We start from the raw sequence: 24,058 nt of genomic DNA on the forward strand, positions 1-24,058 counted from the left end.
GTGCCGGGGAGGGGGGCGGTGAGTCTCGGGCGACCGCCTCCCGATGCGCCAAAGCCCGCGTACAGCGGGCCTTGGCGCGTTGTTACCTTAGGGGGCGGGGCGTTTCAGCGCAGCCGGGTCAGGTCGTGGCGGCGTTCGGTGGATTCCGGCGCCAGCGACAGGCCGTGCAGCTTGGCGAGCAGCCTGGCCAGGTTGGCCCCCAGTTCTTCCACGGCGTGTTGTTGCTTGGGGTTGGCCATGGCGCCGTCGGCGCCGAACGCCTCGTGCGCGACCCCGACCGCCAGTTGCTCCGGCATCACGATCACCCCGATGTTGCCCAGGATGGCGCGCACGTGCACCAGGCCGCGCAGGCCGCCGAAGCCGCCCGGCGAGGCGGCGAGCAGCGCCGCCACCTTGCCGGTGTAGGGGGCGAGGCCGGGGCTGCCGTCGACCTGGCGCGTGGTCCAGTCGATGGCGTTCTTCAGCAGCGGGGAAATCGAGCCGTTGTATTCCGGTGAGGCGAGCAGCAGGCCCTGGTGGCTCAGCATCAGTTCGCGCAGCCGCAGGGCGTTGTCCGGTATGCCGTTCTCGCTCTCCTCGTCGCCATCGTAGAGCGGCATGGGAAAGTCGCGCAGGTCGATCAGGGTGACGTCGGCGCCGGCGGCGCGGGCGCCGTGTGAGGCGATGTGCACCAGCTTCTTGTTCCAGGAATCTTTGCGGGCGCTGCCGGCAAACGCCAGGATTTTGGGTGCATCGTTCACGCTGTTCTCCTCGGGGGGGTCTTCACGGCGACGTGCCGGAAACGACCGTTCCAGTGTAGGCAAGGATGGAGGCTGGCTCGCGACAATTTGTTCCTCTGTCCATAAGAGCCGGAGCCCTGAGAACCGGTTCACGATCTGTCGCGAGCAGCCCTCAGCGGGGTGAAGAGCCGCACAGAAACCGGAATGTACTGGAGTACATGAGGATCATGGCTGAGCGAATCTCCACAGGAGATTCGCACGCACAGAGCAGCACATGAGCCCCGATCAGGGATGCGCAGCAAGATCGTGAACTGGTTCTGAGCCGCAAGGCTCAGAGCATGCCCTGGTAGCGCTTGCGGTCGGTGATCGGGGAGATTTCGAACTGCGCCTTGTACTTGGTGGCGAAGTGGGTGGTGGAGACGAAGCCGGTGTTGGCGCACACCTCCTCGAGCGGCTTGGCGGTGCGGTAGAGCAGCTGGCGCGCGCGCAGCAGGCGGATTTCCATGTAGGCCTGGGCCGGGGTCTTGTTGAGCCGTTCGTGGAACCAGCGTTCCAGCTGGCGCACCGAGACCGTGAGGTAGGCGGCGATCTCGGCGATCGACAGCGTCTCTTCGATATTGCTCTCCATCAGTTGCAGCGCCTCTTCCAGCTTGGGCAGCTCCGTGCCCTGGTATTGCCGCAGCGAGGCGCGCTGGCGCTGTTCGTGGCTGCGCTTTTCCGCCACCAGCAGTTCCAGCACGCGCGCGCCCAGGTTGCGGGTGCCGGGCGGCTGGCTGATCAGCTGCACCATCATGTCGAGCGGGGCGACGCCGCCGCTGCAGGTGTAGCGCTTGTTGTCCACCTCGTAGAGGCGGTTGGAGACGATCAGCTTGGGGAAGCGTTCCACCAGCAGGTCCTGGTCTTCCCAGTGGATGGTGCAGCGGTAGCCGTCGAGCAGGCCGGCGCGCGCCAGGTAGTAGCTGCCGGTATCGATGCCGCCGAGCGCCGCGCCCTTGCCGTCCTGGTAGCGCAGCCAGCGCGTGATGCCGAGGTTGCGCGGCTGCGGGATGGGGTTGGGGCCGACCACGAACACGGTGTCGAATACCTCGTTGTCGGCGATGGTGCCTTCGGTGAACACCCGGATGCCGTCGCTGGAGGTGACCGAGTCGCCGTCCACCGAGAGCAGCTTGAAGGTGTAGACCTTGCGGCCCACCACCATGTTGGCGATGCGCAGCGGGTCCACCGCGGTGCTGAGCGCGATCAGGGAAAAGTCCTTGATCAGCAGGAAGCCGAAGGTGCTGACCCGCAGGTCGTGGATGCCGTCCGGCATCGGGGTGGCGGCGTGGTTCATGATGTTATCGAGGCGGTGGCCGAGTGGTGTTCGGGTGTGAGGGAACAGGCGATGGTGCCCGATTCGCGGCGCCGCGGCCAGACGTTCGTCACGCCTGCTTGAAGGTGACCGAGGGGCGGCGGCGCGACGGGCCGTGGCGGTCTGCTTTTAACGTATACGGAAAGTATTTTGTCGTAAACAGGAATTTCAATTTGTTCCAGAACCCTACTATCTACCTCACCAGCCGTGACAACACATCACAAGAGGAGAGAGTAAATGGAACTGGAAAGTCTGATCAAAATCGAGAACGGTGAGAAAGCCAAGCACACCTTCTCCGACGCCGAGTACGCCAACCGCCAGCGCAAGCTGCGCGAGCTGATGGCCAGCCAGAACATCGACAGCGTGCTGTTCACCTCGTACCACAACATCAACTACTACGCCGATTTCCTGTACTGCTCGTTCGGCCGCAAGTACGGCCTGGTGGTGACCGGCGATAAGGTGGTGTCGATTTCGGCCAACATCGACGGCGGCCAGCCGTGGCGCCGTACCGTCGGCGACTACAACGTGGTCTACACCGACTGGCAGCGCGACAACTTCTACCGCGCCGTGCAGCAGGAAATCCCCAACAAGGGCCGCGTCGGCCTCGAGTACGACCAGCTGCCGGTCGAGGCGCTGAACAAGCTGCGCGCCGCGCTGCCGTCGGTGGAGTTCGTCGACATCAGCGCCGCCACCATGCGCATGCGCATGATCAAGTCGGACGAGGAAATCGCCCTGATCAAGCACGGCGCGCAGGTGTGCGACGTGGGTGGCGCGGCACTGGCCGCCGCGGTGCACGAAGGCGTGCCGGAACACGAGGTGGCGCTGGCCTCGACCCAGGCGATGGTGCGCGAGATCGCCCGCCGCTTCCCGGATTCCGAGCTGATGGACACCTGGACCTGGTTCCAGTCCGGCATCAACACCGACGGCGCCCACAACCCGGTCACCACGCGCAAGGTACAGAAGGGCGACATCCTCAGCCTCAACTGCTTCTCGATGATTTCCGGCTACTACACCGCGCTGGAACGCACCATGTTCTTCGACCACTGCCCGGACGCGCATCTGCGCCTGTGGCAGATCAACGTCGAGGTGCACGAGGCCGGTCTCGAGCTGATCAAGCCGGGCGCGCGCTGCGGTGACATCGCCAAGGAACTCAACAAGATCTACGAGAAGTACGACCTGCTCAAGTACCGCACCTTCGGCTACGGCCACTCCTTCGGCGTGCTGAGCCACTACTACGGCCGTGAAGCCGGGCTGGAACTGCGCGAGGACATCGACACCGTGCTCGAACCGAACATGGTGGTGTCGATGGAGCCGATGATCATGCTGCCGGAAGGCCTGCCGGGTGCCGGCGGCTACCGCGAGCACGACATCCTGGTGGTGCACGAGAACGGCGCCGAGAACATCACCGGCTTCAAGTACGGCCCTGAGCACAACATCATCAAGGCCTGATTCAGGAACCTGTTCACGCTCTGTCGCGAGCGGCCCTCAGCGGGGTGAAGAGCAGCGCAGAAACCGGAATGTACTGGAGTACATGAGGATTTCGAGCCGCACATGAGCCCCGATCAGGGACGCGCAGCAAGAGCGTGGCAGGTTCCCGGCAGTAACTCCGGCGGCACTCGCTTGCCGCCGGAGACAAAGACAAGAAATACGAAGGAGATAGCAGGATGTTCTCGCAAGATCAGATCATTGCGGGGTTCGACGACGCCCTGTGGAACGCGCTGGAGGCGGAACGCCAGCGCCAGGAAGACCACATCGAGCTCATCGCCTCCGAAAACTACACCAGTCCGCGCGTGATGCAGGCACAGGGCTCGGTGCTCACCAACAAGTACGCCGAAGGCTACCCCGGCAAGCGCTACTACGGCGGCTGCGAACACGTCGACGTGGTCGAGCAGCTCGCTATCGACCGCGCCAAGGAACTGTTCGGCGCCGACTACGCCAACGTGCAGCCGCACTCCGGCTCGCAGGCCAACGCCGCGGTCTACATGGCGCTGCTGCAGCCGCACGACACCGTGCTCGGCATGAGCCTGGCGCACGGCGGCCATCTCACCCACGGCGCCAAGGTCAACTTCTCCGGCAAGCTCTACAACGCCGTGCAGTACGGCCTCAACCCGGACACCGGGCTGATCGACTACGACGAAGTGCAAAGGTTGGCCGAAGAACACCGCCCGAAAATGATCGTGGCCGGCTTCTCCGCCTACGCTCGCGTGCTGGATTTCGCCCGTTTCCGTGAAATCGCCGACTCGGTGGGAGCGTACCTGTTCGTCGATATGGCGCACGTCGCCGGTCTGGTCGCCGCCGGGCTCTACCCGAACCCGGTGCCGTTCGCCGACGTCGTCACCACCACCACCCACAAGACCCTGCGCGGCCCGCGCGGCGGCCTGATCCTGGCGAAGAGCAACCCGGAGCTGGAGAAGAAGTTCAGCTCGCTGGTGTTCCCCGGCATCCAGGGCGGCCCGCTGATGCACGTCATCGCCGCCAAGGCCGTGGCCTTCCTCGAGGCGCAGCAGCCGGAATTCAAGGCCTACCAGCAGCAGGTCATCGCCAACGCCCGCGCCATGGTCACGGTATTCCAGGAGCGCGGCTACGAAGTGGTGTCCGGCGGCACCGATGACCACCTGTTCCTGCTCAGCCTGATCAACAAGGGCATCACCGGCAAGGACGCCGACGCCGCACTGGGCCGGGCGCACATCACGGTGAATAAGAACGCCGTGCCGAACGACCCGCAAAGCCCGTTCGTCACCAGCGGCATCCGCATCGGCTCGCCGGCGATCACCACGCGCGGCTTCACCGAATACGAGTCGGCGCGCACCGCGACGCTGATCTGCGACGTGCTCGACCACCTCGGCAACGAGGAGGTCGTCGCCTCGGTGCGCGCCCAGGTGGGTGCGCTGTGCCGCGACTTCCCCGTCTACCAGCGACGCTGAGAGGCCGCCATGAACGTCAGCACATTCGACCTGTTCAAGATCGGTATCGGACCCTCCAGTTCGCACACCGTCGGCCCGATGATCGCCGCCCAGCACTTTGCCGAGCGCCTGCAGCAGTGCGGCGTGCTCCCCCAGGTGGCGGCGGTCGATGTCAGGCTGCACGGCGCGCTGGCCGCCACCGGCAAGGGGCATGGTACCGACAAGGCGGTACTGCTGGGCCTCGAGGGCAATGTGCCCGACAAGATCGACCCGGACTACGCCGAGGCCCGCCTGGCCGAAATCCGCGCCACGCAATGCCTCAAGGTGATGGGGACGCACCCGATCGTCTTCGCCGAAAAGGCGCGTCTGGTGTTCCTGCCGCGCGAGAACCTGCCGGCGCACACCAACGGTCTGCGCCTGATCGCCAGCGACGCCGCCGGCACCCCGCTCCTGGAGGAGGTGTACTACTCGATCGGCGGCGGTTTCGTCATCGACGCGGCCGGGCGCCGTCTCAACGGCCTGATGCCGTCGCGCCCGGTGCCGCACCCGTTCACGTCCGGGCTCGACCTGCTGCGCCTCACTGGCGAGAGCGGCCTGAGCATCGCCCAGCTGATGTTCGAGAACGAGCAGGCCTGGCGCGAGCCGGACGAGATCCGCGCCGGCCTGATGGCGATCGCCGACACGATGGCCGGCGCGGTGCGGCGCGGCTGCAAGACCGACGGCGTGCTGCCGGGGCCGTTGAAGGTCAAGCGGCGCGCGCCCGAGCTCTACCAGACGCTCAAGGCGCAGTCGGAGGCCAGCCTGCGCGATCCACTGTCGATGATCGACTGGATCAACCTCTACGCCATGGCGGTGAACGAGGAGAACGCCGCCGGCGGCTGCATTGTCACGGCGCCGACCAACGGCGCGGCCGGCATCATCCCGGCGGTGCTGCACTACTACACCAAATTCGTGCCCGGCTCGACCCAGCAGGGGGTGATGGACTTCCTGCTCACCGCGGCGGCGATCGGCATCCTCTACAAGGAAAACGCCTCGATCTCCGGCGCCGAGGTGGGCTGCCAGGGCGAAGTCGGGGTGGCCTGCTCGATGGCGGCGGCGGCATTGACCGCCGTGCTGGGCGGCACCCCGGAACAGATCGAGAACGCCGCGGAAATCGGCATGGAACACAACCTCGGCATGACCTGCGACCCGGTCGGCGGCCAAGTGCAGATTCCCTGCATCGAGCGCAACGCCATGGGCGCGATCAAGGCGGTCAACGCCGCGCGCATGGCGCTCAAGGGCAACGGCAAGCATTACGTCTCGCTCGACAAGGTCATTAAGACCATGCGCGAGACCGGCGCCGACATGAAGGTCAAGTACAAGGAGACCTCCCGCGGGGGGTTGGCCGTCAACGTCATCGAGTGTTGAGGTGAGATTATGAAACGTTATTCCATTTTCAGCCTGGTGCGTAACGGGCTCTCGTACCACGAGAACTGGCAACGCGCCTGGCGCAGTCCCGAGCCCAAGCGCGAGTACGACGTGGTGATCATCGGCGGCGGCGGCCACGGCCTCGCCACCGCCTACTACCTGGCTAAGGTGCACGGCATCACCAACGTGGCGGTGATCGAGAAGGGCTACCTGGGCGGCGGCAACACCGCGCGCAATACCACCATCGTGCGCTCCAACTACCTGTGGGACGAAGCGGCGCAGCTCTACGAGCACGCGCTGAAGCTGTGGGAAGGGCTGGCGCAGGACCTCAACTACAACGTGATGTTCAGCCAGCGCGGCGTGATGAACCTCGGCCACTCCCTGCAGGACATGCGCGACATCGAGCGCCGCGTCGGGGCCAACCGCCTCAACGGCGTCGACGCCGAGGTGCTGACGCCGGAGCAGATCAAGGCGATCGTGCCCTGCATCAACCTCAACAGCCGCTACCCGGTGCTGGGCGCGTCGTTCCAGCCACGCGCCGGGGTGGCGCGTCACGACGCGGTGGCCTGGGGCTACGCCCGTGGCGCCGACCAGCGCGGCGTCGACATCATCCAGAACTGCGAGGTCACCGCCATCCGCCGCGAGAACGGCGCGGTGGTCGGGGTGGAAACCACGCGCGGCTTCATCAAGGCCAAGAAGGTGGGGGTGGTGGCGGCCGGCAACTCGAGCGTGCTGGCATCCATGGCCGACATCCGCCTGCCGCTGGAGAGCCATCCCTTGCAGGCGCTGGTATCCGAGCCGATCAAGCCCGTCATCAACACGGTGATCATGTCAAACGCGGTGCACGCCTACATCAGCCAGTCCGACAAGGGCGACCTGGTGATCGGCGCCGGCATCGACCAGTACACCGGCTACGGCCAGCGCGGCAGCTTCCACACCATCGAGGGCACGCTGCAGGCGATCGTCGAGATGTTCCCGGTGTTCAGCCGCGTGCGCATGAACCGCCAGTGGGGCGGCATCGTCGACGTCTCGCCGGACGCCTGCCCGATCATCAGCAAGACCCCGGTCAAGGGGCTCTACTTCAACTGCGGCTGGGGCACCGGCGGCTTCAAGGCCACGCCGGGCTCGGGGCACGTGTTCGCCCACACCATCGCCACCGACAACCCGCACCCGCTCAACGCCGCGTTCGCGCTGGACCGCTTCTATTCCGGCCATCTCATCGACGAGCACGGTGCGGCGGCGGTCGCCCACTGATCAGGAGAACCACCATGTTGCAGATTACTTGTCCCTGGTGCGGGCCGCGCGCCGAGAGCGAATTCAGCTGCGGCGGCGAAGCCGACATCGTGCGCCCGCTGGAGAGCGAGAAGCTGTCCGACGAAGCGTGGGGCGACTACGTGTTCATGCGCAAGAACACCAAGGGTGTTCACAAGGAGCAGTGGTTTCACGCCTCCGGCTGCCGCCGCTGGTTCAACGCCGAGCGCGACACCGTGACCTACCAATTCATCCGCACCTACCCCATCGGGGCCGGCGCGTCGGGAGACACTCATGGCGCAGACTAACCGCATTCCGCAAGGCGGCCGCATCAACCGCGCCGTCCCGCTGACGTTCCACTTCAACGGCAAGACCTACCAGGGCGTCGAAGGTGACACCCTTGCCTCGGCGCTGCTCGCCAACGACGTGCACTTCGTGGCGCGCAGCTGGAAATACCACCGCCCGCGCGGCATCATCACCGCCGGCGTCGAGGAGCCGAACGCGCTGGTGCAGCTCGAATCCGGCGCCTACGAGGTGCCCAACGCCCGCGCCACCGAGCTCGAACTGTACGACGGGCTGAGCGCGAAGAGCGTCAACGCCAAGCCGAGCCTGGAGAACGACCGCCTCGCGGTGAACCAGAAGATCGCCCGTTTCATCCCGGCCGGCTTCTACTACAAGACCTTCATGTGGCCGCAGAAGATGTGGCCGAAGTACGAGGAGTTCATCCGCGAGGCCGCCGGTCTGGGCGAAGCGCCGACCGTGCTCGACACCGACCGCTACGACAAGCGCTACGCCCACTGCGACGTGCTGGTGGTGGGCGGTGGCCCGGCCGGGCTCGCCGCCGCCTGGGTCGCCGGCCGCGCCGGTGCCCGCGTCATTCTCGCCGACAACCAGCCGGAGCTGGGCGGCAGCCTGCTGTCGAGCTCGGCCACGGTCGACGGCCAGCCGGCGCTCGCCTGGGTCGCGAAGATCGAGTCGGAACTGGCGGCGATGCCCGAGGTGCAGGTGTTGCGGCGCAGTACCGTGTTCGGCTACCAGGACCACAACCTGCTCACCATTTGCGAGCGCAAGACCGACCACCTGCCGCTGGCGCGGCGCCAGGGCGTGCGCGAACGGGTGTGGAAGGTGCGCGCCCAGCGCGTGATCCTCGCCACCGGCGCCCACGAGCGTCCGCTGGTGTTCGCCAACAACGACCGGCCGGGGGTGATGACCGCCTCCGCGGTGTCGACCTACCTGCGTCGTTTCGGCGTGCTGCCGGGCAAGCGCGCGGTGGTGTTCACCAACAACGACCAGGCCTACCAGACCGCGCTCGACCTGTACGAGGCCGGCGCCCGCGTCACCGTGGTCGATCCGCGCACCGCCAGTTACGGCGACCTGCCGCAGCAGGCGCGCCGGCGCGGCATCGAGGTGAGGTACGGCTCCGTGGTGAGCCATGCCAGCGGCGATCTGCGCGTCAGCCGCGTCACGCTCAGCCGCTACCAGGGCGGCCGCCTCGCCGGCGACGCCGGCAGCCTCGATTGCGACCTCTTGGCGATGTCGGGCGGCTTCAACCCGGTGCTGCACCTGTTCGCCCAGTCGGGCGGCAAGGCGCGCTGGGACGAGCAGAAAGCCTGCTTCGTGCCGGGCCAGTCGGTACAGGCCGAAATCAGCGCCGGCGCCTGCAACGGCGACTTCAGCCTGGCCCGGGTACTGAGCGGGGCGGTGCAGGCCGCCCGCCGCTCGCTCGAACTGGAGGGGTTCGCGCTGCCCAGGCTGCCGGCCTGGTCGGTGGAGGAGCAGGGCGAGGCGCCGCTGCTGCCGCTGTGGCTGGTCGGCGACCGCGACAAGGTTGGCCGAAGCGACAAGCAGTTCGTCGATTTCCAGAACGACGTCTCCGCTGCCGACATCTACCTGGCGGCGCGCGAAGGCTACCACTCGATCGAGCACGTCAAGCGCTATACCGCGATGGGCTTCGGCACCGACCAGGGCAAGCTCGGCAACATCAACGGCATGGCGATCCTGGCCGAGGTGCTGGGGCAGAGCATTCCCGAAACCGGCACCACCACGTTCCGCCCGAACTTCACGCCGGTCAGCTTCGGCGCCATCGCCGGGCGCGAACTGGGCGACTACCTCGACCCGATCCGCAAGACCTGCCTGCACGAATGGCACGTCGAACACGGCGCGCTGTTCGAGGACGTCGGGCAGTGGAAGCGCCCGTGGTATTTCCCGAGGAACGGGGAGGACCTGCATGCCGCCGTGGCGCGCGAATGCCTGGCGGTGCGCAACAGCGTCGGCATGCTCGATGCCTCCACGCTCGGCAAGATCGACATCCAGGGTCCGGACGCCGCCACCTTGCTCAACTGGCTCTACACCAACCCGTGGAGCAAGCTCGAAGTCGGCAAGTGCCGCTACGGCCTGATGCTGGACGAGAACGGCATGGTGTTCGACGACGGCGTCACCACGCGCCTCGCCGAGCACCACTTCCTGATGACCACCACCACCGGCGGCGCGGCGCGCGTGCTCAACTGGATGGAGCGCTGGCTGCAGACCGAGTGGCCGCACCTCAAGGTGCACCTGACCACCGTCACCGACCACTGGGCGACCTTCGCCGTGGCCGGCCCGAACAGCCGCCGCGTGCTGCAGAAGGTGTGCAGCGACATCGACTTCGCGCCGCAGGCCTTCCCGTTCATGAGCTACCGCAACGGCACCGTGGCCGGGGTGGCGGCGCGCGTGATGCGCATCAGCTTCTCGGGCGAGCTCGCCTACGAAGTCAACGTGCCGGCCAACCTCGGCCGCAAGGTGTGGGAGGCGCTGATGGCGGCCGGTGCCGAGTTCGGCATCACCCCCTACGGCACCGAGACCATGCACGTGCTGCGCGCCGAGAAGGGTTACATCATCGTGGGCCAGGATACCGACGGTTCGGTCAGCCCGATCGACCTCGGCATGGAGGGCATGGTGTCCAAAGCCAAGGACTTCCTCGGCAAGCGCTCGCTGTTCCGCTCCGACACGCGCCGTCACGACCGCAAGCAGCTGGTCGGCCTCAAGCCGCTCGACCCGACGTTCGTACTGCCGGAAGGCGGGCAGATCGTCGCCGCGCCGACCAGCGGCGGCATGACGCCGATGCTGGGGCACGTCACCTCCAGCTACTTCAGCCCGATCCTGGCGCGTTCCATCGCCATGGCGGTGATGAAGGGCGGGCAGTCGCGCCACGGCGAGCGAGTCTACGTGGCCTTGCGGGACGGGCGCAGCATCGAAGTCGAAGTGTGCAGCCCGGTGTTCTACGACGTCGAAGGAGGACGCCAACATGTCTGATCAGCTGATTCAGGAAGCCCCGCTGGTGGGCATCAAGTCGAAACTGGCCGCGGCCTTCGTCAAGGGGCCGAAAGACTTCGGCCTGGTCGAGCGCGCCTTCATGACCCACGTCACGCTGCGCGGCGACCCGGACTCGCCGTCCTTCCGCGGCGCAGTGGAGCGGGTGCTGCAGCTGGCCCTGCCCAGCGGGCAGGCCATGGCGGCCTCGGCCGGCGGTTGCAGCGCGGTATGGATGGGGCCGGACGAGTGGCTGATCCAGTCGGTCGAGGAGACCGGCCCCGAGCTGGAGCGGGCGCTGCGCCAGGCGATGGCCGGCGAGCACCACGCCGTGGTCGACGTCAGCAGCGGCTACACCGTGTTCGAACTCTCCGGCCGGCGCGTGCGCGAGGTGCTGGCCAAGGGCTGCCCGCTCGACCTGCACCCCAAGGTGTTCCCGGTCGGCTGCAGCACCCAGAGCCACTTCTTCAAGGCCGGCATCACCGTGCTGCACATCGCTGAGGACCTGTACCAGCTGGTGGTGCGGCGCAGCTTCGCCGAGTACGCCTGCCTGATGCTGCTCGACGCCGCCGACGAGTTCATCCGCTAGCCGGTCGAGGCAGGCCCGCGGCGCGGGCCTACCTCCCGATCAACCGTTTTTGTAGAAGGTTCCGACATGCAGCCTCAGAGCCACGCCGCCTCCCGCACCTGGGAGATCGTCATCGACGGGTTGGCGACCCAGACCGTGGTCGGCATCTACGACTACGAGCGCGCGCCGCAGCCGGTGGTGATCGACGCCGTGCTGCGCTACCGCCACCCCGGTCAGCCGGAGGATATCGCCGAGTGCCTGGATTACCACCGCTACTGCCAGGTGCTGTGCGCCTATCTGGAAAGCCAGCCCGGCACCGGCCTGGTGGAGCAGCTGGCGATCAACCTGCTGCAGTTGTCGTTCCGCCGCTTCCCGACCCTGGAACAGGTGGACCTGACGCTGTTCAAGCCGAACGCGGTGGAGGTGGCGCGCCGGGTGGGGGTGAAGGTGTCGTGGTCGCGCCAGGACTACCAGCACTGGCACGACACGCGCCGCGCCGACCAGGGGCAGCCCCGGGCAGTGGCCGAGCAGGCCTGACGGACCACGGAGAGAAACATGAAATCCAGCCATCCTTCCCACCCATTCAGCCTGACCCTGGATTGTCCCAGCGAAGCCGGCGAGGTGGCGTCCGCGGTCGAGTTCCTTGACCGGCGCGGCTGCTACATCGACGAGCTCGCGGTGTTCGACGACGAATGCCAGCAGCGCTTCTTCCTGCGCTGCATCTTCCACCATCGCGCCGGACAGGCGCTGGCGCTGGACGAACTGCGCCGCGATTTCGCCCCGGTGGCCGCGCGCTTCGGCATGCGCTGGGCGCTCCACGACCAGGCGGTGCGCCCCAAGGTGCTGATCATGGTGTCGAAGCTCGACCACTGCCTGGCCGACCTCTTGTTCCGCTGGCGCATGGACGAATTGAAGATGGACGTGGTCGCCATCGTCTCCAACCATGACACGCTGGCCCCGTTGGCCGAAGCCAACGGCATTCCCTTCCACCACCTGCCGCTTACCCCGGACAGCAAGCCCGAACAGGAGGCGCGCCTGCGCGCGCTGATCGCCGAGAGCGGCGCCGAACTGGTGGTGCTGGCGCGCTACATGCAGGTGCTGTCGGCGGCCTTCAGCGCCGACTTCGCCGGACGCGTGATCAACATCCACCACTCGTTTCTGCCCGGCTTCAAGGGCGCCAAGCCCTACCACCAGGCCTACGAGCGCGGCGTCAAGCTGATCGGCGCCACCGCCCACTTCGTCACCGACGAGCTGGATGAAGGGCCGATTATCGAACAAGTGGTCGAAAGAGTGGATCACAGTTATGATCCAGAGCGCCTGCTCGCCACCGGGCGTGACGTCGAATGCCTGGCACTGGCGCGCGCAGTCAAGGCCTTTATCGAGAGGAGGGTGTTCATCAACGGAAAACGGACGGTGGTGCTTTAAACCGCCAGTAAACCTGGGCAATGTTGTTATTGCCTTATCGCTGTAATTTGGACGTTAAGGAGAAAGTCACCCGACAAGATAATTAACGGTAATTGCAAAATGCTCGGAGTCGCCACAATTTCCACTAGCCATGGGTTGGCGGGCAGTTCAGTCTCATTGCAGTCGTGCCTTATTAAGGAGAAAGGCAGGGCAAAAATAATACTGAATTGATTTGTGGAGGATGACGAATGGTATGAAAGCTTTAGTGGTAAGTTAATCCCAACCTTAAACAAAATTAGAGGGATTAGCAGGGTAATACTGCACTACTACTATCAGTTTGGAGGAGAAACCAATGAGCAATCAGCATAATCAAGCCGCTGTGGCGGCAGACAAGGCATGGAGCATTGAGCAACATGCCCTTGAGCCCATCCCCGTGAAGGATAGGCATGGCTCCCCGAAAGATCTTTTCAAGATGTGGCTGGGGGCAAACATCAACTATGTGGTGGTGGTAACCGGAGCGATGGCCTACTCTCAGGGGCTCTCATTCTGGCAGGCCATTGCTGCAATATTGGCAGGAAACTTGCTCGGCTGTTTGGTCGTTGGATTTTCTACCATTATGGGACCAAAGACCGGGACGGCCGGGATTGTGGTTTCCCGCAGTTCTTTCGGGCAATTGGGTTCGTTTTTCCCCAAGGCGGTCAGCCTGATTTCCGCGCTCAGCTGGTTTTCGATCAACTCGGTGGTGGCGACCGAGGCCTTGGAAACCATCATGAAAATGGGCGGCTTCACCAGTTCGCTCGTGGTCTGGATCTCGCTGGCCATCATCCTGGCGGCCGAGATCATCCTGGCGATTTTCGGCCATGCGACCATCATCGCCGCCGAAAAGTGGATTGCCATGATTCTGGCGACACTGTTTGCCGGTCTGGTGTATTTCGTCTATCCGCATGCCGATCTGGCCCAGCACTTGCTGACCGACAGCCGTTCCGCCTCCATGAGCACCTGGCTGGTGGCGATGGGTGTGGTGTGCGCGTTCCCCATCGGTTGGGCAAACTTTGCCTCGGACTACAGCCGCTATTTCCCGTCTGAAACCAGCTGGAAGAAAATCGCGCTCTTCGCGGGTGGCGGTCAGTTTGTTGCCTTGACCGTTTGCGAAATTATCGGCGTGCTGTTTGCCATGGCGGTAGGGGGCAATCTCGGCTACGACCCGGTTGGCCAGCTCGACAAGTTCCTGCCGGCATGGTTCATGGTTCCGCTGTTGCTGGCCATCATTGTCGGCGGCATTGCGGCCAACGTCCCCAATGGCTATACCGCTGGCCTCGGTCTGTTGGCCCTGCGGATTCCCATCAGCCGAGTGGCCTCCCTCGGCATCATTGCCCTGTTCACGCTGGGCTTCCGGGTCATGACGGTTTTCTACGGATCCTTCTACAGCGTGTATGAAACCTTTCTCGGTTACATGGTTTTCTGGACCGGACCGTGGGCCGCGATCATTACCGTCGACTATTTCATGCGCAAGGGCCGGTACAACTCGGCCGACATGATGAAGTGGGGGCAGGGGGATTACTGGTATAACAAAGGCATTTTCTGGCCGGGCCTGATTGCTTGGCTGGCCGGTATCTCGGTTTCGGTACTTTTCTCCAACTCCCCGGTTTTTGCCAGCCCTCTGATGACTAAAGTCCTGGGCTGGGGCGATGTGGGCTTCGAATTCGGGCTGCTGGTGCCTGGTCTGCTGTACTACTTCCTGGCCAAGAATCAATACTCGTTTAAGGCTGGGTGCAGAGTTGAGGCGGCTGTGGCCGGGAGGTCGATCTAATCGATCCAACCTCGGTCGAGACCATAATCGCTGATCCTTGATCTTTTTCCTGGCTCCTACCCGAGCGGTAGGGGCCAGGGAATCGACTGTTTGATGTTTTTCTTTCCCAATATCCGGTGCAGGCTTTTCTCCTGCATATTATTTATCGCCGCTGCGAGGCTGAGATTCGGCTGGTCCGAAAAAAAGCAGCACGGACTGGCAAGAACAGAGTTTATCTTTTGCCAGCCTCTGGTGAGGAATTAACACCGTTTCAGATGTTGAACGGGTGCGTATACGCCGAGCCGCATCCCGGATTATTAACAAACCCTCAAAAGGAGCGTATTCACCGTAGCGATATGTAGAGGTCTGTAGAAAAGAGACGTTAGATCCAGTAAGACCCCCATGGATAGTCACTTTGCCACGAGAGAATGGCAGATCGGAACGGTGACTAACATGGCTTATCATGACAAAGGAGTGGAGAGATGGAGTATGGAACACAGCAAATCCCGCGTGATAAGCGGGAGTACGGCTTTTTAGATACCTTGTTCACGTGGTTCGGCTCGGGCGTCAATACGGGCTCGTGGTATTTCGGTGGCATGGCGGCAGCGCTGGGCATGACTTTCGTGTGGCAATACAGTTTCATCTATCTGCCCCTGATGATGATTCCTTGGGCGATGGTGGCTTGGATCGGCTACAAGCACGGAGCCTCAACCGTCGCCTCGACCATTCCCTCTCTTGGCGTGAAGGGCGCAAGGCTGATGGGGATTGGTGAGTTTGTTGGCCTGATCGGTTGGCCAAGCATCAATACCTATATTGCTGCCATTTCGCTTTCTTATGTGTTCAACGCGATGTTTGGCTGGCCGGTGCATAGTGCACCCGGCGGCACCTGGACGCTGCTGGCCGGCATTGTGACCACGGCGGTGCTGCAGGGGGTCACGGTCGTCTATGGCCAGGCGGCGATCAAGTACCTGGAGTGGATCGCCGTCGCGCTGCTGCTGGTGCTGGGGATCTGGGAAACCGTGGTGGTGCTCCAGCATTGGGATTACGCGAAGATCGCCAACTTCACCCTGCCACAGAGTCAGCAGAAGAACCCGCAGTTCTTCATCGACCTCGCCTTCGGCTTCTGCTGGGGTTGGGCGATGATCTGCGACTTCTCGCGCTTGGCGAAGAACGGTACCTCGGCCACGCTGGGTAGCTGGCTGGGCGTCAATATCGGCCAGGGTTGGTTCATGACGGTCGGCGCGATCGGCGTAATCGGTGTGGTGCTGGATACCGGCGTGTTCGACCCGAACAACTCCGATCCGAGCTCGATCATCGCTTCGCTGGGCATGGGGATCGTGGCCTTCCTCGTGGTGTTCTTCGCCACCATCAGTACCAACATCACGGTGCTGTACGGCTCGGCCATGGGTCTGGTCGGGGCCACTCGCAGCACCAATCCGCGCAAATTCCTGATCTTCATCGCTCTACTGCAGCTGGCGATGTGCTTCCTGCCGCTGATGTTCAAGCACTTTGTCGAGTATTTCGAGTTCGTGCTCGGCATCGTGGGGGGGATTTTCATCCCGTTGTGGACCTTGGTGGTGGTGGACTACTTCCTGATCCGCAAATGCCGTGTGCGTGACGAAGACATCTTCGCCAAGGAAGACAGCCGCGGGCGTACGCTCAGTGCATTCGGCGATTGGAACGCGAATGGCTGGATCGCCATGATGGTGGGCCTGGCGGTGTATTTCATCCTCGCCTACGGCATGAAGGATGTTGCCGCGCAGTACACGGCCTCGTTACCGTCGGCAGCGATAACGGCGGTGCTTTACATCGTCCTGTCGTGGGTGCGCGGTTTGGCCGGCCAGCGTACAGCGACGGAAAGCGCCTGAGATCGTTTGCCCCTTGCTCTGCTGATCCTCTCCCGGGCTTCGGGTGCTCAATAGGCCGGGAGAGGGTCGATGTGATGTTTTGGCTGCGTCGAAGTGATGTTTTGGCTGCGTCGAAGTGATGTTTTGGCTGCGTCGAAGTGATGGCAGCATTCTGGAGAAGTGAAATGAAGCATAGCCCGCATATTTCCGAACTGACCTGGCCGGTTTACGACGCCAAGGTCAAAGATGGTCAAACCGTCGTCATGATTCCCGTTGGCGCACTCGAGCAGCACGGCCATCATATGTCGCTCAATACCGACGTCTTGTTGCCGACGGCAATTGCCGAACGGGTGGCCCGAAACATTGACGCGCTCGTCGCACCGCCGATCTCCTACGGCTACAAGTCACAGCAGAAATGTGGCGGCGGGAATCATATGCCGGGGACGACGAGTCTCGACGGCCACACGCTGACTTGCACGATCCGTGATGTTTTGAAAGAACTGGCTCGTCATGGGGTTCGCAAGACGGTGCTGGTCAACGGCCATTACGAGAATTCGATGTTTATCGTCGAAGGCGTTGACCTCGCACAGCGTGAACTGCGCTGGGATGGGATTCGCGACTTCTCTACGGTGGTGCTTTCGTATTGGGATTTCGTCACCCCTGAGGCAATCGAGACAATCTATCAGGATGAATTCCCAGGCTGGGCGGTAGAGCATGGTGGTGTACTCGAAACCTCGCTGATGCTGCATCTCTATCCGAATCTGGTGGATATCGACAAAGTGGTCGACCATCCGCCGGCCACGTTCCCTCCTTACGATTTCTTCCCCGTCAAGCCGGAATGGACGCCGGCATCGGGCTGCCTTTCCTCGGCAAAGAAGGCCAGTGCCGAACACGGCGAATTATTGCTGAAAGTGTGTGTCGACGGGATCAGTACCGCCCTGTCGACGGCCTTCGACAACTAACTCCGGCTTTACACCAATCCAAATAGGCGCAACACCTCGTGCGAGGTGTTGCGCCAGACAAAACATTCCATCGTGGAGCGTATCCGAATGGAGTGGGCTTTCGTGCGTCTGGATATAGCCAAGACTTTGGTTTTTCATGCTCTCTGCGATTGGAGAGCTGTCGCCAAGCGCCGCTTGGGATGAAGTGTCTTGGCGAAAAAGGGGAGAAGTCTGTTATGAAAATACGCACGAAGCTGGTGTTTTGCTTCCTGCTTACCACGTTGTTGCCGGTATCGGTTATCGCCACGCTGTCGATACTGCAAGCCCGTTCGGAGGCGATGCAGCATTTCATCGAGGCCAGTGGCCGTGAGATCCGGCAAATCGATAAAGCGCTGAGCAGCACCTTCAAGGGGGTATTTGAAAATGCCGCTTTTTTCGCCTCCTTGCCGCAAATGGAGCAACTGGGTCCGCAGGTCAGCAATTTCACTTCTTTATCTGGCGAGCAGACCATTGCTTCGGGTCATAAGGGCGGTGTCGAAGAGGAGTTGTTCCGGCTGTTCCATCAGTTTGGCAGCACTCACCCTGAACTGGCTTATATCTATGTCGGCACGGAACAGGGGGGGCTAGTGCAGTGGCCGGAGGGGAAGGTGAATGCACCGTATGATCCCCGCAATCGCCCCTGGTACACCCTGGCCATGGCCAATCCCGGGCGCAGCGTGCTGACCGACGCCTATTACTGGGCGGGCGACGACACCACCCTGATCAGTTCTGCGCACTCGATCAAGCGTAATGGCCGCAAGCTGGGGGTGATGGTCATGGACATGTCGCTCAAGGGGTTGACCGATATGGTGCGGAAGATCCGCATCGGTGAGAGCGGCTTCCTGATGCTGGTGCAGGGCAACGGCACGGTGTTGGTCGACCCGCTCAAGCCCGAGCACAACTTCAAGAAGCTGGCCGAGATCGACGGCGGCGCCTACGCCGCGCTCGGCGCGCTCGACGCCGGCCAGGTCGCCGTGACGCTGGGCGGCGAGGCGTACCAGGCCAACGTGATCAAGTCGCCGCTGTTGGGCTGGAAGTTCATCGGCCTGGTCAAGCGCGCCGAGATCTACGCCCACGCCGAGCGCATGGCCTGGACCATCGCGGCGATCAGCCTCGGCCTGGTGCTGGTGCTGTCGCTGCTGGGGGGCTGGCTCGCCGGCTTGATCGCGCGCCCGGTGCAGCAGGTGGCAGAGGGGCTGCACGCCATCGCCGCCGGCGACGGCGAGCTGACGCGCCGGCTCACGGTGACGTCGCGCGACGAGACCGCGACGCTGGCGCAACGCTTCAACGGCATTCTCGACACTATCCTGCACCTGGTGCGGCAGACCAGCCTCAAGGCCGGCGAGGTGGGCGAATCCGCCGGACGCGTGGATCACGTCGCGCGCACCATGAGCCAGACGGCACAGGCCCAGCTCGCGGTGCTGGAGAACGCCGCGAGCGCGGTCAGCCGCATGGCGGACAGCGCGGAAACGGTGGCGCGCAATTGCGAGCAGGCCGCCACCGCGGCGCAGGACGGTCAGCAGTCGGTGCTGCAGGGCGAGCAGGTGGTGGACGAGACCGTGGCCAGCGTCGAAGCCCTGAGCGCCACGCTGCGCCAGGCCTCGGCGTCGCTGCAGGAGCTGGAGGCCGCCGGGCAGGACATCACCGCCATCCTCGAGGTGATCCGCGGCATCGCCGACCAGACCAACCTCTTGGCGCTCAACGCCGCGATCGAGGCGGCGCGCGCCGGCGAGCAGGGGCGCGGTTTTGCCGTGGTGGCGGACGAGGTGCGTTCGCTGGCGCAAAGCACGCAGCAGTCGACGCGCCAGATCCAGGCCTTGCTCGACAAGCTCGGCCAGGGCACGCGGCTGGTGGCCCGCGAAATGGCGAGCAGCCTGGCGCAGTCCGACGACACGGTGCTCAAGAGCGGCGCGGCACGCGAGGCGTTTGGCCGCATCTCGCAGTCGGTGCGGGTGATCCACGAGATGAACGCGCAGATCGCGCGCGCCAGCACCGATCAGCACCAGGCCACGGCGCGGCTCTCCAGCGACATCGAGCATGTCTGCGGCGCGGCGCACCAGGTGTCGCACCACGCCGACGAGGCGGCGAGCCACAGCGTGCAGCTGGTGGAGCTGGCGGGCGGGCTGGGCCAACTGGTGAGCCGCTTCAAGACCTGAGAACCGGTTTACGGTCTGCTGCGCTTTGGCGATACGGCGTTAAAAACGGCTTTGGAATGCTTGTTTACTGCTTGTAAACGCCGCTTCCTCAGCCGTTTTTGCCTTGTCCCGCGCTAGCTCGCGAGATCGTAAACAGGTTCTGAGCCTGGAGCCGGTGACCGCTGCTGGGGTCAGGGAGGAACAGGTTCAGCGAGCGGCTCGGTGTTTCCCCCGATCTGTCGGTGGTGCACGCGGCCGATCGGGTTCGTTTCCCTGCCGGCTAAGGTTGGCCGAAGACGGCGTGGGGCCGGCCATTGCCGCCACCTTGGATGTGGCGCGTCAGGCCGGCCGCTGCTGTTAGCCGCGGGCCGCGCTGCCGATCCTCACCGGTTCGCCCGAGCGGGCGCTGGCGTAGATTGCGTCGAGGATTTCCATCACGATCAGCCCTTCCTCGCCCGGTGCCGGGTGAGGATGCTCGTTCAGGATCGCCTCGGCGTAATCGTGCATCGCCGAGTGCGCCGGTGTCGCCGCTGGATTGAGCCGCATGTCGAACTGCGCGCCGTCCTGCTCCAGGAAGATGTGCGCGTCGAAGGTGTAGCCCTCTCCGACGTTGTGCTGCAGCAGGCCGGCCCGGGTGCCAAGGAGGCGCGTCTCCATCAGCTCGGCTTCGCGGATGTTGGCGGCCCAGGACGCTTCCAGCGCCAGCGTGGCGCCGTTGTCGAAACGGATCAGCGCGCAGGCCAGGTCCTCGACGTCGAAGTCCTTGCCGGATTGCGCCGCCAGCGGCCGCGCGATGTGGTCGTAGCTGCCACCCATCACCCAGGTCGGCTTGGGGTAGCCCATCAGCCACAGGGCCAGGTCGAGGCGGTGCACGCCGAGGTCGATCAAGGGGCCGCCGCCGGCCAGCGCCTTGGTGCCGAACCAGCCGCCGAAACCCGGCATGCCTCGCCGGCGGTGCCACACCGAGCGCCCGAAGTAGAAGTCGCCGAAGCGCCCGGCGTCCACCTGCGCCTTCAGCGCGCGCGACTGCGCCGAGAAGCGGTAGGAGAAGTTGATCATCAGGCGCTTGCCGGCACGGCGCGACGCTTCCAGCATCTCGCGCCCCTCGTCCGCGTTGAGCGCCATCGGCTTCTCGCACAACACGTGGCAGCCGGCCTCGAACGCCGCCAGCGTCAGCTCCTTGTGGTACTTGTTCGGGGTGCACACGCTCACCACGTCGAGCCGCTCCGCCGCCAGCATCGCGTCAGCGCTGTCGTAGCGCGCCGCGATGCCGAACTGCTCGCCGACCTTGGCCAGCCGCTCGAGGTCGGGGTCGCAAATCGCCGCCACCTCCACCTGCGGGTGCTGCAGCCAGCCCTCGATATGCAACCGGCCGATGCCGAGGCCGATCACGCCGACGCGCAGGCGGCGGCCGTCTTCGGCGCGCGGCGCGTCTTTCACTTCCACCTTGTAGTCGTCGTTCATTGGATATCTCCCTTGCCTTGCAGGATGCCGACTTTGCCGAAGCTCACGGTCTTTTCGCTCAGCTTTTCCAGCGGCGGCGACATCGGGCAGCGATCGACGATGTTGACGCGCGGGGTGGCCCACTGCACCGCGTTGGCCAGGACGCGCTGCACGTTGGCGTCGTGGTAGGTCGGGTAGGCCTCGTGACCGGGGCGGAAGTAGAAGATACGACCGTGGCCACGCTCCCAGCAGCAGCCGGAGCGGAACACCTCGCCGCCCTCGAACCACGAGATGAACACGGTGCTGTCCGGCTGCGGAATGTCGAAGCGCTCGCCGTACATCTCTTCGTTCGGCAGCTCGAAGTACTCGCCGAGACCGGCGGCGATCGGGTGCGACGGCTCGACCACCCACACGCGTTCCTTCTCGTCCGCCTCGCGCCACTTCAGCGAGCAGTTCGTCCCCAGCAGGCGGCGGAAGATCTTCGCGAAGTGGCCGGAGTGCAGCACGATCAGCCCCATGCCTTCCAGCACGCGGCGCTGCACGCGCTCCACCACGGCGTCGGACACTTGGTCGTGCGCCTTGTGGCCCCACCACAGCAGCACGTCGCAGCCGGCCAGGCGTTCTTCGGACAGGCCGTGCTCGGGCTCGTCGAGCGTGGCGGTGGCAATCTCCAGCGGCAGCGCGCCGGGGTTGAGCGCCGGCGTCTCGGCGAGCGCGGCGGCAATGGTGGTGTGCAGCCCGTCCGGGTAGATGGCGCGCACCGCCTCGCTCTCCCGCTCGTGGCGGAATTCGTTCCAGACAATGACAGAAATCTTGGTTTTTAGCACAATGCTTCTCCAGGGTGGTTTCAACGCTAGGCAATGACCGAGTTCCAGCCTGCTTGGTTGTGGGGCCGAATGGTGTGGTCCGACGTGAAAAAGAGTAGCCGTCCTCCGGGCCTTCCCTCAATCTGAAAGAGCGCGAAAAAACTGCGAAGAATGTCAAAAAACCTGGATTCATTGCCGCCGTCGCTCGAAGCGATCGTCCGGCAGCCGAGCCCGCGCCAGGCCGCGCCCGAACAGGCCCCCCGGATGCGCCGCGAGCTGGCGGCGTTTGTGCACGGCTTGGCGGACGGAACCCGGCCCTTGCGGCTGCCCGGCGCGGCGGGTGAGTGGGCGGCCGGCGGCGACGGGCACTTCCATCTGGCGCCCGAGCTGTTCCTGCAGGTGGCGGGGTGGACGCGCTTCCGCTTTCCGCACGGCGAGCTGCGGTTGGGGCCGGGCGAGGCGCTGGTGCTCCCTCCCAAGCTGCTGCACGCCGAGCGCGTCGGTGCGGCGGAGGACGGCACGCCGTTCTGCAATATCGTGGTGTACGCCGAGGGGGCGACGCTGATCTGCCACATCGCCCACGAGGAAGCGCCGGGGCAGCCGGGCATCCTGCACCTGGAGGCGCGCCAGCATGCCCAGGCGCACGGCATTCACGACTGGCTGGCCGATGCCGCGCGCCTGGGGCGCAGCTCCGGTGCGGCGACGGACACGGAGCCGGCCTGGGCCGCAGCCCAGGCGCGAGCGCTGGTGGTGGCGGCCACCGCCGGGGTGCTGCGCGCGCTCGACGACGCCAGCGCCGACACCCGGCAGGAGCCGCCGCTGGTGGCGCGGGTGCGCGTTCTGGTGCAGAACCAGCTGGGCGATCATCAGCTCAGCGTGCGGCGTCTCGCCGCGCAGTCGGGCTGCACCGCGGATTACCTGTCGCACCTGTTCAGCCAGACGACCGGCGAACACCTCGCCGCCTTCATCAACCGCCAGCGCATGGAGCGCGCCGCCCGTCTGCTGGGCGAGAGCGCGCGGGCCGGCAAGGAGGTGGCGTGGGCTTGCGGTTTTGCCACCCAGAGCTACTTCATCCGCACCTTCCGGGCGCATTTCGGCCTGACCCCCAAGGCCTGGCGGGCGGCTCGGGAGCAAGGGGCTGCGGAGCGCTGATAGCGATCGCTCGGGTGGGGGCGGGTCGCCGTGCGCCGTCACGGTGCGGCCATCACCGCGTGCCCGGCTCCAGGTCCTGGATCATCGCCCGGCACGCAGCGCCATGGGCTACAGTGAAGGGACGATACACCGGCTGATCGGCGTGCCGGCGGCGAGGGGGCAAGATGCAAAGCGGCAAGCGTGAAGTGGCCATTCCGGTGCAGGAGGCCTGGCTCGAGGGGCACCTGGAGATTCCCCTGGGGGCGGTCGGCGTCGTGCTGTTTGCCCACGGCAGCGGCAGCGGCCGCTTCAGTCCGCGCAACAACTACGTGGCCGAGGTGCTGCAGGAGGCCGGTATTGCCACGCTGTTGTTCGATTTGCTGACGCGCGAGGAAGACCAGGTCTACCAGACGCGCTTCGACATCGCCCTGCTCACCGAGCGGCTGGAGGCCGCCACCGCCTGGCTCAAGCGCCAGCCCGACACCGCCGCGCTGCCGGTGGGCTATTTCGGCGCCAGCACCGGTGCGGCCGCGGCGCTACGCGCGGCAGCGCATCAGGGCGCGGACATCGCCGCCGTGGTGTCGCGTGGCGGCCGCCCCGACCTGGCCGGCGCGGCGTCGCTGGCGCAGGTGCACAGCCCGACCCTGCTGCTGGTGGGCGAGCTCGACGTCGAGGTGATCCGCCTCAATCAGGAAGCGCAGGCCCACATGCACTGCCCGACCTCGCTCGTCATCATTCCCGGTGCCACCCATCTGTTCGAGGAACCGGGCACGCTCACCGAGGTCGCCAACCACGCCGCGCAGTGGCTGCGCACCCACCTGTCCCTTTAGAGCCTGTTTACGATCTCGTGAGCTAGAGCGAGACAAGGCAAAAACGGCTGAGGAAGCGGAGTTTACTCGTGGTAAATGAGCATTCCGAAGACGTTTTTAACGCCGTATCGCCGACGCGCAGCAGATCGTAAACAGGTTCTTAGCGCCGGCTCAGGGTCTTTCTTGCACCGGCAGTGCCCGGCCGCAGTCGAAATAAAAGACCTTGAACA

General features: G+C 64.7%; 19 protein-coding genes. 15 read left to right on the plus strand and 4 right to left on the minus strand.

Annotation, left to right across the window (positions count from 1 at the left end; translation table 11 throughout):
* Positions 1-104 precede the first annotated feature (104 nt).
* Both AC3WG5_RS13850 and AC3WG5_RS13855 read right to left on the minus strand, forming a co-directional pair.
* Positions 105-740, minus strand: coding sequence for an NADPH-dependent FMN reductase (locus tag AC3WG5_RS13850; protein WP_492569082.1), 636 nt, complete (start codon positions 738-740; stop codon positions 105-107).
* A 310-nt stretch (positions 741-1,050) separates the two neighbouring features.
* Positions 1,051-2,049, minus strand: coding sequence for a GlxA family transcriptional regulator (locus AC3WG5_RS13855; protein ID WP_008955541.1), 999 nt, complete (start codon positions 2,047-2,049; stop codon positions 1,051-1,053).
* A 255-nt stretch (positions 2,050-2,304) separates the two neighbouring features.
* Here AC3WG5_RS13855 and AC3WG5_RS13860 point away from each other — a divergent pair, with 255 nt between their 5' ends.
* The 13 genes from AC3WG5_RS13860 (at position 2,305) to AC3WG5_RS13920 (ending at position 19,660) form a co-directional block, all read left to right on the plus strand.
* Complete coding sequence (locus AC3WG5_RS13860) at positions 2,305-3,516, plus strand: M24 family metallopeptidase (RefSeq protein WP_492569083.1); 1,212 nt, start codon at positions 2,305-2,307, stop codon at positions 3,514-3,516.
* A gap of 215 nt (positions 3,517-3,731) precedes the next feature.
* A complete protein-coding gene (glyA, locus tag AC3WG5_RS13865) occupies positions 3,732-4,991 on the plus strand; it encodes a serine hydroxymethyltransferase (RefSeq protein WP_492569084.1) in 1,260 nt (419 codons plus the stop codon).
* Between the two features lie 9 nt (positions 4,992-5,000).
* Positions 5,001-6,377, plus strand: coding sequence for an L-serine ammonia-lyase (locus tag AC3WG5_RS13870; protein ID WP_492569085.1), 1,377 nt, complete (start codon positions 5,001-5,003; stop codon positions 6,375-6,377).
* A gap of 9 nt (positions 6,378-6,386) precedes the next feature.
* Complete coding sequence (locus AC3WG5_RS13875) at positions 6,387-7,631, plus strand: sarcosine oxidase subunit beta family protein (RefSeq protein ID WP_492569086.1); 1,245 nt, start codon at positions 6,387-6,389, stop codon at positions 7,629-7,631.
* Between the two features lie 14 nt (positions 7,632-7,645).
* The gene (locus AC3WG5_RS13880; protein ID WP_492569087.1) at positions 7,646-7,936 is read left to right on the plus strand and encodes a sarcosine oxidase subunit delta; all 291 of its coding nucleotides are present in this window, start codon (positions 7,646-7,648) and stop codon (positions 7,934-7,936) included.
* Positions 7,923-10,919, plus strand: coding sequence for a sarcosine oxidase subunit alpha family protein (locus tag AC3WG5_RS13885; protein WP_492569088.1), 2,997 nt, complete (start codon positions 7,923-7,925; stop codon positions 10,917-10,919). The genes AC3WG5_RS13880 and AC3WG5_RS13885 overlap by 14 nt, the downstream gene beginning before the upstream one ends.
* Complete coding sequence (locus AC3WG5_RS13890; RefSeq protein ID WP_492569089.1) at positions 10,912-11,505, plus strand: sarcosine oxidase subunit gamma; 594 nt, start codon at positions 10,912-10,914, stop codon at positions 11,503-11,505. The genes AC3WG5_RS13885 and AC3WG5_RS13890 overlap by 8 nt, the downstream gene beginning before the upstream one ends.
* Before the next feature lie 66 nt (positions 11,506-11,571).
* Complete coding sequence (locus AC3WG5_RS13895) at positions 11,572-12,021, plus strand: dihydroneopterin aldolase (RefSeq protein ID WP_492569090.1); 450 nt, start codon at positions 11,572-11,574, stop codon at positions 12,019-12,021.
* An 18-nt stretch (positions 12,022-12,039) separates the two neighbouring features.
* The gene (gene purU / locus AC3WG5_RS13900) at positions 12,040-12,909 is read left to right on the plus strand and encodes a formyltetrahydrofolate deformylase (RefSeq protein ID WP_492569091.1); all 870 of its coding nucleotides are present in this window, start codon (positions 12,040-12,042) and stop codon (positions 12,907-12,909) included.
* Positions 12,910-13,240: 331 nt separating this feature from the next.
* Positions 13,241-14,698: a purine-cytosine permease family protein gene (locus tag AC3WG5_RS13905; protein WP_041702866.1), complete on the plus strand. Its 1,458-nt coding sequence runs from the start codon at positions 13,241-13,243 to the stop codon at positions 14,696-14,698.
* Positions 14,699-15,159: 461 nt separating this feature from the next.
* Positions 15,160-16,545, plus strand: a complete 1,386-nt coding sequence (locus AC3WG5_RS13910) for a purine-cytosine permease family protein (protein ID WP_492569092.1) — start codon at positions 15,160-15,162, stop codon at positions 16,543-16,545.
* A 164-nt stretch (positions 16,546-16,709) separates the two neighbouring features.
* On the plus strand, positions 16,710-17,486 hold the full coding sequence (locus tag AC3WG5_RS13915) for a creatininase (RefSeq protein ID WP_492569093.1): 777 nt from the start codon (positions 16,710-16,712) through the stop codon (positions 17,484-17,486).
* A 215-nt stretch (positions 17,487-17,701) separates the two neighbouring features.
* The gene (locus AC3WG5_RS13920) at positions 17,702-19,660 is read left to right on the plus strand and encodes a methyl-accepting chemotaxis protein (RefSeq protein ID WP_492569094.1); all 1,959 of its coding nucleotides are present in this window, start codon (positions 17,702-17,704) and stop codon (positions 19,658-19,660) included.
* 336 nt (positions 19,661-19,996) lie between these two features.
* Here the strand turns inward: AC3WG5_RS13920 and AC3WG5_RS13925 are convergent, their stop codons facing one another.
* Positions 19,997-21,103: a Gfo/Idh/MocA family protein gene (locus tag AC3WG5_RS13925; protein ID WP_492569095.1), complete on the minus strand. Its 1,107-nt coding sequence runs from the start codon at positions 21,101-21,103 to the stop codon at positions 19,997-19,999.
* A complete protein-coding gene (locus AC3WG5_RS13930) occupies positions 21,100-21,909 on the minus strand; it encodes a ThuA domain-containing protein (RefSeq protein WP_492569096.1) in 810 nt (269 codons plus the stop codon). Before AC3WG5_RS13930 ends, AC3WG5_RS13925 begins: the two co-directional genes overlap by 4 nt.
* Before the next feature lie 150 nt (positions 21,910-22,059).
* Here AC3WG5_RS13930 and AC3WG5_RS13935 point away from each other — a divergent pair, with 150 nt between their 5' ends.
* Both AC3WG5_RS13935 and AC3WG5_RS13940 read left to right on the plus strand, forming a co-directional pair.
* Positions 22,060-23,040: a helix-turn-helix transcriptional regulator gene (locus AC3WG5_RS13935; protein ID WP_492569097.1), complete on the plus strand. Its 981-nt coding sequence runs from the start codon at positions 22,060-22,062 to the stop codon at positions 23,038-23,040.
* Between the two features lie 164 nt (positions 23,041-23,204).
* Positions 23,205-23,849 carry a dienelactone hydrolase family protein gene (locus AC3WG5_RS13940; protein ID WP_492569098.1) on the plus strand — a complete coding sequence of 215 codons (645 nt, stop codon included), beginning with the start codon at positions 23,205-23,207 and terminating at the stop codon, positions 23,847-23,849.
* Positions 23,850-24,058 lie beyond the last annotated feature (209 nt).

It is taken from the genome of Pseudogulbenkiania sp. FW507-F1, from assembly GCF_058781125.1.

Coding starts and splice junctions, on each gene's coding strand:
- AC3WG5_RS13855 (WP_008955541.1), bottom strand. CDS start 2,049: ATGAACCACGCCGCCACCCCGATGCCGGACGGCATCCACGACCTGCGG.
- AC3WG5_RS13860 (WP_492569083.1), top strand. CDS start 2,305: ATGGAACTGGAAAGTCTGATCAAAATCGAGAACGGTGAGAAAGCCAAG.
- glyA (WP_492569084.1), top strand. CDS start 3,732: ATGTTCTCGCAAGATCAGATCATTGCGGGGTTCGACGACGCCCTGTGG.
- AC3WG5_RS13870 (WP_492569085.1), top strand. CDS start 5,001: ATGAACGTCAGCACATTCGACCTGTTCAAGATCGGTATCGGACCCTCC.
- AC3WG5_RS13875 (WP_492569086.1), top strand. CDS start 6,387: ATGAAACGTTATTCCATTTTCAGCCTGGTGCGTAACGGGCTCTCGTAC.
- AC3WG5_RS13880 (WP_492569087.1), top strand. CDS start 7,646: ATGTTGCAGATTACTTGTCCCTGGTGCGGGCCGCGCGCCGAGAGCGAA.
- AC3WG5_RS13885 (WP_492569088.1), top strand. CDS start 7,923: ATGGCGCAGACTAACCGCATTCCGCAAGGCGGCCGCATCAACCGCGCC.
- AC3WG5_RS13890 (WP_492569089.1), top strand. CDS start 10,912: ATGTCTGATCAGCTGATTCAGGAAGCCCCGCTGGTGGGCATCAAGTCG.
- AC3WG5_RS13895 (WP_492569090.1), top strand. CDS start 11,572: ATGCAGCCTCAGAGCCACGCCGCCTCCCGCACCTGGGAGATCGTCATC.
- purU (WP_492569091.1), top strand. CDS start 12,040: ATGAAATCCAGCCATCCTTCCCACCCATTCAGCCTGACCCTGGATTGT.
- AC3WG5_RS13905 (WP_041702866.1), top strand. CDS start 13,241: ATGAGCAATCAGCATAATCAAGCCGCTGTGGCGGCAGACAAGGCATGG.
- AC3WG5_RS13910 (WP_492569092.1), top strand. CDS start 15,160: ATGGAGTATGGAACACAGCAAATCCCGCGTGATAAGCGGGAGTACGGC.
- AC3WG5_RS13915 (WP_492569093.1), top strand. CDS start 16,710: ATGAAGCATAGCCCGCATATTTCCGAACTGACCTGGCCGGTTTACGAC.
- AC3WG5_RS13920 (WP_492569094.1), top strand. CDS start 17,702: ATGAAAATACGCACGAAGCTGGTGTTTTGCTTCCTGCTTACCACGTTG.
- AC3WG5_RS13925 (WP_492569095.1), bottom strand. CDS start 21,103: ATGAACGACGACTACAAGGTGGAAGTGAAAGACGCGCCGCGCGCCGAA.
- AC3WG5_RS13935 (WP_492569097.1), top strand. CDS start 22,060: ATGTCAAAAAACCTGGATTCATTGCCGCCGTCGCTCGAAGCGATCGTC.
- AC3WG5_RS13940 (WP_492569098.1), top strand. CDS start 23,205: ATGCAAAGCGGCAAGCGTGAAGTGGCCATTCCGGTGCAGGAGGCCTGG.